The sequence below is a fragment of the Actinosynnema sp. NPDC059335 genome (assembly GCF_042752395.1).
GTDB lineage: Bacteria > Actinomycetota > Actinomycetes > Mycobacteriales > Pseudonocardiaceae > Actinosynnema.
The window spans coordinates 1,036-10,352 of the sequence record NZ_JBHYXZ010000231.1 but is presented as its reverse complement, the minus strand read 5'-3'; the positions used below and the strand labels follow the sequence as shown (position 1 = coordinate 10,352).

Here is a 9,317-nt window from a genome sequence, read left to right as displayed (position 1 = left end):
GGGACGGCGAGCGTCCCGCACCGGGGTTCCCGTGTGGTGATCAGCTGGCGGAGCAGGTCGGCGTGATGCCGGAGCCGGAACCCGTGCCCTGGAAGCCGAACTCGGTCGACGTCCCGGCGGCGAGGCGGCCGTTGTAGCTGACGTTGCGGAACTGGACGGCACCGGTGTTGCCGCTGCGGTCGGCGTTCCACGCGTTGGTGACCGTCGCGCCGGACGGCAGGTTGGCCGTGACCGTCCAGCCGTTGATCGCCGACGACCCGGCGGTGACCCTCACCGTGGCCACGAAACCGCCGTTCCAGGAGTTCAGCGACACCGTCGCGGTGCAGCCACCCGGGCCGGGGATCGTGGTCGTGGTGGTGGGGCCGGTCGGGGACGTCGTCGAGGTCGTGGTCGACGTGGGCACGGTCGAGCCGCCGCCGTTGAGGGCGTTCAGGGTGGAGGTGTAGGCGGCCTTCTTGTTGCCCGAGCTGTCGAACAGCAGCGGGGTGCCCGAGGCGCGCCACGAGTCGCTGTCGCGGATGCCCCACACGGTGATGCCGGTGCAGCGGGTCACGGCCAGGCACGCCTTGACGACGCGCTCGTAGTTGGCCGCCTGGGCGCTGCCGGAGCCCTCGATGTCCAGCTCGGTGATCTGCACGTCCACGCCGAGGTTGGCGAAGTTCTGCAGCGTGGTCTGGTAGTTGCTCGGCACCGGGCTCTGCGGGTTGAAGTGCGACTGGAGGCCGACGCAGTCGATCGGCACGCCGCGCTGCTTGAAGTCCTGGACCATGCGGTACACGGCCTGGGTCTTGGCGTGGGTCCAGTCGTCGGTGTTGTAGTCGTTGTAGCAGAGCTTCGCGTTCGGGTCCGCCGCCCGCGCGGCGCGGAACGCGGCCTCGATCCAGTCGTCACCCGTCCGCTGGAGGTTCGAGTCACGACGCGCCCCGGTGGAACCGTCGGCGAACGCCTCGTTCACCACGTCCCACGCGTAGATCTTGCCCGCGTAGTAGGAGGCGACCTTGGTGACGTGGTTCAGCATCGCCGACCGCAGCGCGCTGCCCGACATGTTCTGCATCCAGCCCGGCTGCTGCGAGTGCCACGCCAGCGTGTGCCCGCGCACGCGCATGCCCTGGCTGCGGGCGTGGTTGACGATCCGGTCCGCGTTGGTGTAGTTGAACTGGTTCTGCTGCGGCTCGGTCGCGTCGATCTTCATCTCGTTCTCGGCCGTGACCATGTTGAACTCACGGTTGAGGATGCCGACGTACGTGGAGTCGCTGAGCTTGTTCGCCGCGACGGCCGTGCCGAAGTAGCGACCCGACTCGGCCGCCGAGGCGCCGAGCGTCGTCCCGGCGCTGGCCGAGGTCGCCAGGAGCACCGCGGCACCCGTGGTGGCGGTCACCAACGTCGACACGAGAGCCGCTCGCAACACTGACCTCGATGTCAGCTTCATGTATCGCACCTTCTGGGAGCACCTGCGGGGGTTCGGCAGGTGGTTGGGTTGGTTGGGCGACCCGAACCGCCGGGGCGGGGTGGTCCGGATCCGCACACTTGGCGCGGGGGTCCCGGTGCCACGGGACTCCCCCTCGCCAACGACAGTCGTCGGCCGGTGCCGAGGACGGGCCGGAGCCGGTCACCTGGCCGTCGAAGCGGTCACTCCACTCCTTCGAGTCGTTCCTCCAGAGCGTGCGCAGCGCAGGCGGGACCGCCGGCGACGGAACCCGGCCTGAAACTTTTAGAAGTATTAGCCGAAACAGATAGGTCTGGCAAGCACCGAAACAGCGCGGGCTTGCGGGCTCACGCGTCCGCACGTCCCGGAGAAGTCCGGTTCGCCGGTGGTGGGACGTGACCTGAATCGACAGTCCACAAGTCGGCCGCCGGCGTCAGATTCCCTGGTGGGGATACGTTTGCCGGGTGTCTGAACCGATACCGGCCGCCGACCCGGATGCGGGACCACACCGCGCGACAAGCTTCGAAAAAGTTCGAAAGAATATTCGCAACTTTCTGTTGCCGTCTGGTCCGATTACCGGCACCGGATTACGCCGATCGCACCTGTCCCGCCACCGCCTCGGCCTGGTCTCAGAATTCGATCGGCCACCCCGTGTACGCCTCGGCGAGGTGGGTGGCGGCGGCCGTGCTGGAGGTGACCAGCTCCAGCTCGCCGAGCTGCCGCTTGAGGTCGAACGGGCCGCCCGCCGGGTCGGTGTGCAGCATCGACGTCATCCACCAGGAGAAGTGCTGCGCCCGCCACACCCGGCGGGACGCGGTCGGGCCGTAGGCGTCCAGCGGCTCGGTGGACCCGGTGGCGAAGTGCCGCTCCAGCGCGCGGGCCAGCACGGCCACGTCGGCCACCGCGAGGTTGAGCCCCTTCGCGCCGGTGGGCGGCACGACGTGCGCGGCGTCCCCGGCCAGGAACAGCCGGCCGTGCCGCATCGGCTCGCACACGTAGCTGCGCATGGGGATGACGCCGCGGTCGAAGATGCGGCCCTCGGCGAGGCTGAACCCGTCCCCCGCCACCCGGGCGTTCAGCTCGGCCCAGATCCGGTCGTCGCTCCAGTCCTCGGCGCGTTCGCCGGGGTCGCACTGGAAGTACATCCGCTGCACCTGCGGGGTGCGGGTGCTGATCAGGGCGAAGCCCCGCTCGGAGTGGGCGTAGACCAGCTCCTTCGAGGACGGTGGCGCCTCGGCCAGGATGCCGAACCACCCGAACGGGTAAGCCCGGAAGTAGTCCGTGCGCGCACCGTCCGGGATGGAGCGCCTGCTGACGCCCGAGGACCCGTCGCACCCGGCGATCACGTCGCACCGCAGCTCCACCGGCGTGCCGTCGGCGTCGGTGAAGGCGATGACCGGTTCGTCGGTGGTGACACCGCGCAGTTCCACGTCACGCGCGCCGAAGCGGAGGTCCGCGCCGGCGGCGAGGCGTGCCGCGATCAGGTCCTTGAGCACCTCGTGCTGCGGGTAGAGCCAGACGGCGCGGCCGGTCAGCCCGGTGAAGTCGATCCGGTGGCCCCGGCCGCCGAACCTCAGCTCGACGCCCTCGTGCCGCGCGCCCTCCGCCCGCGCCCGCGCGCCGACGCCCATCGCGGTCAACAGCTCCACCGTGCCCTGTTCCAGGACGCCGGCGCGGATGGTCTGCTCGATGGCCTCGCGGTCGCGCGTCTCGACGACCACCGAGTCGATGCCGCGTTCGGCCAGCAGGTGGGACAGCACCAGTCCGGCCGGACCGGCGCCGACGATCCCGACTCTCGTTCTCATGGGTCAACCCAAGGACGACCGGCGTGGCTTCGCCAGGATCGACTTCCACTGGGTGAAAGTGGCGGCGATCCGGTGGCCGCGAGGCCGTTACGTTCGGCGTTCGAGGGGGTGCGGCATGGCGGTCGACGGTGACGCGCCCCGGCGTTCCACGGCCGGGCGGGCGCTGGCGCTGCTCGGCGTGTTCGACGCCGACCACCCGCGGTTGAAGCTGACCGACCTGGCCCGCCGCACGTCCCTTCCGCTGCCGACGGTCCACCGGCTGGCCGGGGAGCTGGTGGCGTGGGGCGCGTTGGAGCGCGACGCGCGCGGGTTCTACCGGATCGGGTTGCGGCTGTGGGAGGCGGCGACGCTCGCGCCGGTGTCCGGCCGGCTGCGCGAGATCGCCCTGCCGTTCATGCAGGACCTCTACGAGGCGACCCGCGAGAACATCCACCTGGCCGTGCACGACGGCTTCGACGCGTTGTACGTGGAGAAGCTCTCGGGGCACCGCTCGGTGCCCGTGATCTCGCGGATCGGCGCGCGGCTGCCGATGCACTCGACGGGCGTGGGCAAGGCCCTCCTGGCCCGCGCCGACGCGGCCTTCGTGCGTGCCTACACCGAACGCCCCCTGCGCCGCTTCACCCCGTACACGATCACCGAGCGGGCCAGGCTGCTGCGGGACCTGCGCGTGACCGCCGCCCGGGGGTACGCGTTGACCAGCGAGGAGATGACGCTGGGCTCGTCCTCGGTGGCCGTCGCCATCCCGGGCGACCACGAACCGACCGGCGCCCTGGGCATCGTGGTCCGCTCGGTCCGCACCGACCTGCACCGCCTGGTACCCGACCTGCGCGCCGCCGCCGACGCCATCGCCCGCCGCCTGGACGATGCGGTCCGGTCCTCCTGAGCGCGGGAGAGCTGCGTCAGCGGCGCGCCGCGGCCAGGGATTCCACCTGCCTCATCCGCGTGTCCAGGCGCTTCGAGTCGACGCCTTGGGCGACCATGCGTGCCCGATCGAGGGTCTCCGCCGCGGCATCAATCATGTCGGCCTTGACGAAGGCCTCCGCCAGCCACGAGAGGTACAGCGCCACTTCCCGGACGTGACTGCTGTCGTATGACGATATCGCCCTCGACAGGAGCGGCTCGGCTTCCGATGGTCGACCCAGCTCGACCAGGCACCGCCCGGCCATCACGTCGATCTCGTCCCGATTGAGCCAGTACACCCATTCCGGCTCTTGCACGTCGTCGGACCGCTGCTCGTAGGTGTCGTCAACGGCATCGAGAGCGCGCATCGTGGCGGATCGATCGCGGGTGCGGGCGCTTGCCCATGCGAGGCGTTCGAGCAACAACGCCTTGACCACCGGCGAAGCTCGATCGGCGCCTTTCACCGCCGTGCGCGCCAGCAGCGCGGCATCCTCGGCGTTGCCCACCGTCGCCATTTGATAGCCGAGCGAGGACAGGAGCTGGGCGGCCAACACCCGGTCGTCGGCCTCGCGCGCGGCGCGGGCGCCGTCCAGGTAGAGCTGTCGGGCTTCGCGGTAGCGCCCCGCGTCGCTCGCCACCCACCCCGCGAGCTGGGCCAACTCGCCGACCACCACGAGCAGGCGCCTGCCGGTCGATTCACGGTATGCGGCCGACCTGACGAGCTTCTCCGCCTCGGACAACTCCCGCCGGATGAGCGGGTAGAGGTCGTCCCCGTAGACGACGTCGTCGAGATGGCGCAGCTCGACCACGCGTCGCTCGAGTTCTCCGACGAGCCCTTGCCCGACACGACGCCCGGCCTTCTGGTGCACGATCGCCGGCGGATCGGCGACGAGTCACTCGTGGGCGATCCTGACCGGGTCGACGGCGGGCTTCCCGTGGCCGCGCACCTCGAACAGTTCGCGTTCCAGCTCGGCTTTCCGCTCGGCGCGCTCGACGTCCACGGCCTTCTCATAAGCCAGGACCAGCCGTCCGCCCGCGCCCAAATACGCGTCGGCCGATTGCCAGAACGCTTTTCCGGGGAATTGGCGACCGGCGCAGATGTGCGAAATCGAACTGCGGTCCCGATGGGTCGCCTTGGCGAGTTCCGCAGTGGTCACGCCTGCCGCGCGGAGGAGGGCGGAAAGGAATTCGCCCACCTCCTTGCGGTGCGTCGTCACCACTTCCGGCTGTCGCGCCATACCCGCCCCTGGTTCCGCGTAAGTCCACGTCGACACCGAGGATAGCCGGCTCACCCTAATGGGCTATGTGACAGAAGTGTGCGCAGGAGTGCCCACACCTTCACCACCTGGTTCCGTGAACCAGGAACGCGCGTCGGCACCGAACCACCGCCGGCGCGGATGACGTACCGAGTGGCAGAAAGGGAGTTGTGCGCAGATGGTGATGCAGCCCGCCGACGCGGTCGAGCAGACGTCGTACATCCGGGTGCTGTGCGAGGCCGACTTCGTGGAGTCCGTCACCGCCGACGGCGACTACGAGATCAGCTTCGGCGGCGTGGCGACGTTGGCCATGAGCCCCGACGCGGCGGAGAAGCTGTACTGGATGCTCGGGAGGAAGATCCCGGACCTGCGGAAGGTGGCCGAAGACCTCCTGGCCTGACCGGCGCTCGCCGACAGCCCGCAGCGCCGGAGCCCCGCTCGCCGCGCAGGCGGGCGGGGTCGGCGGTCCTGAATGTTCAACTCGGGGTACCTGAACGTAGGACACGCGTGACGTGAACGTGGGACTCACGAGGGTTGGAGGGTGTGGGTGTTGGTTTCGCGCAGGGCCAGCACGCACACGACGGTGAGGAGGCAGAAGGCGGCGATGGTGGCCGAGATCAGGACCAGCCCGCCGCCGCCGCTCGCCCGCTGGATCGCGGCGAACAGCACCGGCGCCACGCCCGCGCCCAGGCCGGCGAGCTGGTAGCCCAACGACGCGCCCGTGTAGCGGTTCTCCGTCCGGAACAGCTCGCTGTACAGGGCCGCCAGCGGCCCGTACATCATCGGGTGGATGACGCCCTGGCCGAGCACCAGCGCGAACGTCAACAACGCCGCGTTCCCGCTGTCCACCATGGGGAACAGCAGGAACGCGAACACCGCCATCGCCACCGCGCCCGCCACCACGACGGGCCGCCGGCCGAACCGGTCCGACGCCGCCGCCCAGCCCAGGATCCCCACCACGGCACAGGCGGAGGACAGCGTGAGCGCGTTGAGCACGGTCTGGCGCGGGTGACCGGCGGCCACGCCGTGCGCCAGCACGAACGTCGTCAACGTGGACTGCGCGACGAACGCGGCCAACCCGACCCCGATGCCCAGCAGCAGCACGCGCGGCTGGCCGCGCAGCACCTCCACGACCGGGGCGCGACGCCTGCCGCCCGCCTCGACCACCGCGCGGAACGCGGGCGTCTCCTCCACCCGGTGCCGCACGAACAACCCCACGCCGAGCAGCACGACGCTGATCAGGAACGGGATCCGCCAGCCCCAGTCGAGGAACGCGCGGTCGCCCACCAGCGCGGCGGTCCCGGTCAGCGCCAACGTGGACAGCACCATCCCGCACGGCGCGCCCGCGTTGGTGAACCCGGCCCACAGCCCGCGCCTGCGCGTGGCGTGCTCGGCCGACATCAGCACCGCACCGCCCCACTCGCCGCCGACCGCGATGCCCTGCACCACGCGCAACAGCACCAGGCCGACCGGCGCGAGCCAGCCCACCTGCGCGTAGGTCGGCAGCAGTCCGATGAGGAAGCTGGCCACGCCCATCAGCACCATGGTCAGCACGAGCACCCGCTTGCGCCCCAGCAGGTCGCCGAAGTGCCCGAACACCACCCCGCCGAGCGGGCGGGCCAGGTAGCCGGTGGCGAACGTGCCGAAGCTCGCGATGGTGGCCACGAGCGGGTCGAGCGAGGAGAAGAAGACCTTGTTGAACACCACGGCGGACGCGGTGGCGTAGAGCAGGAAGTCGTAGTACTCGATCACGCTGCCGAGGAAGCTCGACGCGACGGCGCGGCGCAGTTGCACGTTCGGCGTGGTCGGCATGGCGGCCTTCAGGCGTAGTGCCGGTACGCGGCGCGCGCGACGCACGCGGGCTTGTCCACGCCGTCGATCTCGACGGTGAAGTCGAGCACCAAGTGCACGCCGCCGCCCTCGACCTCGTCCGCCGAGACGACCCGGCCCGCGAGCCTGATCTTGTCGCCGACGCGCACGGGGTTGGGGAACCGCACCTTGTCCAGCCCGTAGTTGACGCTCATCCGCACGCCGTCGACCGCCAGCAGCTCCCCGAACATGGGGATGATCAGCGCCAACGTGAGGTAGCCGTGCGCGACGGTGACGCCGAACGGCCCGGACGCCGCCCGGACGGGGTCGACGTGGATCCACTGGTGGTCGTCGGTGGCGTCGGCGAAGGTGTCGATCCGGTCCTGGGTGATCTCGCGCCACCCGGTGTGCCCGAGGTCCTGCCCCGCCAGCGCGAGGAGGGCCGCCGGCCCGGTCACGGTCGTGGTCATGTGCGCTCCGCGGTGTCGGCGGTCAGGCCGAGCAGCCTGGCCGCGTTGAGCTTGAGGATCTTGGGTCGGACGGACGGCTTCAGGTCCAGCGCCTCGAAGTCGGCGAGCCAGCGGTCCGGTGTGAGCACCGGGTAGTCCGAGCCGAACAGCACCTTGTCCTGCAACAGGGAGTTGGCGTAGCGGACGAGCTGCGGCGGGAAGTACTTGGGCGACCACCCGGACAGGTCGATGTGGACGTGCGGCTTGTGCGTGGCCACCGCCAGCGCCTCGTCCTGCCACGGGAACGACGGGTGCGCCAGGACGATCCGCAGCTCCGGGAAGTCCACCGCGACGTCGTCCACCAGCATGGGGTCGGAGTACCGCAGCCGGATGCCGCCTCCGCCGGGCACGCCCGCGCCGATCCCCGTCTGCCCGCTGTGGAACAGCGCGGGCACGCCGAGTTCCTCGATCACCTCGTACAGCGGGTAGGCCATCGGGTCGTTCGGCGCGAAGCCCTGGAGGCTCGGGTGGAACTTGAAGCCGCGCACGCCGTGCCGCTCGACCAGTCGGCGCGCCTCCCGCGCGCCCGCGCGGCCCTTCCACGGGTCGACGCTCGCGAACGGGATGAGCACGTCGTCGTGCTCGGCGCAGTTCTCCGCGACCTCCTCGTTGGCGATGCGCGGGTGGCCGGTGGCGTGCTCGGCGTCGACGGTGAACACGACCGCCGCCATCCGCCGTTCCCGGTAGTGCGCGGCCAGCTCGTCGATGGTCGGCTGCCGGTGGCCGTGCGCGCCGAAGTACTTCGCGGACGCTTCGAGCAGGTCCGGCGGCAGCGACGGGTGGCCGTCGCGCGACACCTCGGCGTGGGTGTGGACGTCGATGGCCACCAGGTCGTCCAGGGCGAGGACCACGTCAGGCCGCCGGCGGGGTCGGGGCGGGGATGCCGTAGGGCTCGGGCTCCGCGCCGACGCCGGTCGCCCACGACTCCGCGATCGCGGCCGCGGTCCAGCCGCCGTCGGCGAACGCCACGGCCTTCTCGGCCGGGTGCGCCCAGAGGGCCAGCCGGTCGCCGCCGATGCCGATCGCCTGGCCGGTGATCCCCCGGGCCGCGTCGGAGGCGAGGAAGACGATCAGCGACGCGGCGTCCTCGACCGTGCCGAGGCCCTCGTCCTTGCGCAGCCAGTCCGGGAACGGCTCGCCGGTGCGCTCGGCGTGCTCGATGACGGGCGCGAACGCGGGGATGGTCCGGGTCATCTCGGTCGCGGCGACCGGCACCACGGCGTTGACCGCGATCCCGGACCGGGCCAGCTCCAGCGCCCAGGTGCGGGCGAACGCGACGATGCCCGCCTTCGCCGCCGCGTAGTTGGTCTGCCCGAAGTTGCCGCGCTGGCCCGCGGGCGACGAGATCAGCACCAGGCTGCCGCCCCGGCCCTGCTCGCGCATCCGGACCGCCGCCGCGCGGGCGCAGGTGAACGTGCCCCGCAGGTGGACGTCGACCACCGCGTCGAAGTCCTCGTCGGACATCTTCCACAGCACCTTGTCGCGCAGGATGCCCGCGTTGGCGACCAGCACGTCGAGCCCGCCGAACTCCTCGACGGCGGTCGCGACGAGCCGGTCGGGGGGGGGGGTGTGGGGGGGCGGGCCGCACGCCGCACACCCCCCCCCCCCCCGC

At 71.1% G+C, this 9,317-nt stretch carries 10 protein-coding genes; 2 read left to right on the top strand and 8 right to left on the bottom strand.

What is annotated here, in order from left to right:
* Positions 1-40: 40 nt before the first annotated feature.
* Complete coding sequence (locus tag ACFXGA_RS37950; protein WP_378097279.1) at positions 41-1,429, bottom strand: endo-1,4-beta-xylanase; 1,389 nt, start codon at positions 1,427-1,429, stop codon at positions 41-43.
* A gap of 626 nt (positions 1,430-2,055) precedes the next feature.
* Positions 2,056-3,231 carry a 4-hydroxybenzoate 3-monooxygenase gene (locus ACFXGA_RS37945; RefSeq protein WP_378097276.1) on the bottom strand — a complete coding sequence of 392 codons (1,176 nt, stop codon included), beginning with the start codon at positions 3,229-3,231 and terminating at the stop codon, positions 2,056-2,058.
* Positions 3,232-3,346: 115 nt separating this feature from the next.
* Between ACFXGA_RS37945 and ACFXGA_RS37940 the strand changes: the two genes are divergently transcribed.
* Positions 3,347-4,114, top strand: a complete 768-nt coding sequence (locus ACFXGA_RS37940) for an IclR family transcriptional regulator (RefSeq protein ID WP_378097273.1) — start codon at positions 3,347-3,349, stop codon at positions 4,112-4,114.
* A 16-nt stretch (positions 4,115-4,130) separates the two neighbouring features.
* On the opposite strand, the gene ACFXGA_RS37935 is transcribed toward ACFXGA_RS37940, so the two are convergent.
* Positions 4,131-4,940 carry a transcriptional regulator gene (locus ACFXGA_RS37935; RefSeq protein WP_378097270.1) on the bottom strand — a complete coding sequence of 270 codons (810 nt, stop codon included), beginning with the start codon at positions 4,938-4,940 and terminating at the stop codon, positions 4,131-4,133.
* Positions 4,941-5,024: 84 nt separating this feature from the next.
* The gene (locus tag ACFXGA_RS37930; protein ID WP_378097267.1) at positions 5,025-5,369 is read right to left on the bottom strand and encodes a helix-turn-helix domain-containing protein; all 345 of its coding nucleotides are present in this window, start codon (positions 5,367-5,369) and stop codon (positions 5,025-5,027) included.
* A gap of 196 nt (positions 5,370-5,565) precedes the next feature.
* Between ACFXGA_RS37930 and ACFXGA_RS37925 the strand changes: the two genes are divergently transcribed.
* Positions 5,566-5,787, top strand: coding sequence for a hypothetical protein (locus tag ACFXGA_RS37925; RefSeq protein ID WP_378097264.1), 222 nt, complete (start codon positions 5,566-5,568; stop codon positions 5,785-5,787).
* A gap of 125 nt (positions 5,788-5,912) precedes the next feature.
* Here the strand turns inward: ACFXGA_RS37925 and ACFXGA_RS37920 are convergent, their stop codons facing one another.
* The 4 genes from ACFXGA_RS37920 to ACFXGA_RS37905 form a co-directional block, all read right to left on the bottom strand.
* A complete protein-coding gene (locus tag ACFXGA_RS37920) occupies positions 5,913-7,199 on the bottom strand; it encodes an MFS transporter (protein ID WP_378097261.1) in 1,287 nt (428 codons plus the stop codon).
* Positions 7,200-7,207: 8 nt separating this feature from the next.
* Positions 7,208-7,666, bottom strand: a complete 459-nt coding sequence (locus tag ACFXGA_RS37915) for a MaoC family dehydratase (RefSeq protein WP_378097257.1) — start codon at positions 7,664-7,666, stop codon at positions 7,208-7,210.
* Positions 7,663-8,556 (bottom strand): amidohydrolase family protein, encoded by an 894-nt coding sequence (locus tag ACFXGA_RS37910; RefSeq protein ID WP_378097254.1) that lies wholly within the window; start codon positions 8,554-8,556, stop codon positions 7,663-7,665. The genes ACFXGA_RS37915 and ACFXGA_RS37910 overlap by 4 nt, the downstream gene beginning before the upstream one ends.
* Position 8,557: 1 nt before the next feature.
* On the bottom strand, positions 8,558-9,317 hold a 760-nt coding region (locus tag ACFXGA_RS37905; RefSeq protein WP_378097251.1), incomplete at its 5' end, for an SDR family oxidoreductase.